Genomic DNA, 235 nt, shown 5'->3' with positions numbered 1-235 from the left:
TGAACGTTACTTAAATAAATCAGTAACAGAAATTAAAGCTGATGCAGGTGCTGCAAAAGCTACGAATGCTTCTGGTAAAAAAGCTGACGACAAATCTCAAAAAGAAGAGAAATCAACGAGCAGGTCAACTAGTGACAAAAAAGAAGAACCGAAGAAAGAAGAAAAATCAACAAATGGTTCTACACAATCATCTAACGATTCTTCTTCACAAGAATAAGAAAGTGAAAAAATCAGT

The 235-nt window shown here is 34.0% G+C and carries 1 pseudogene; it reads left to right on the top strand.

The window, feature by feature from the left end:
• Positions 1–217, top strand: a pseudogene (locus MR167_RS32380) (M23 family metallopeptidase); the annotation flags it as partial.
• Positions 218–235 lie beyond the last annotated feature (18 nt).

This window comes from Bacillus cereus group sp. BfR-BA-01355 (genome assembly GCF_022663675.1).
Lineage (GTDB): Bacteria > Bacillota > Bacilli > Bacillales > Bacillaceae_G > Bacillus_A > Bacillus_A thuringiensis_S.
Note: the sequence above shows the minus strand (reverse complement) of the source record. Positions and strands in the feature narration are given on the sequence as shown.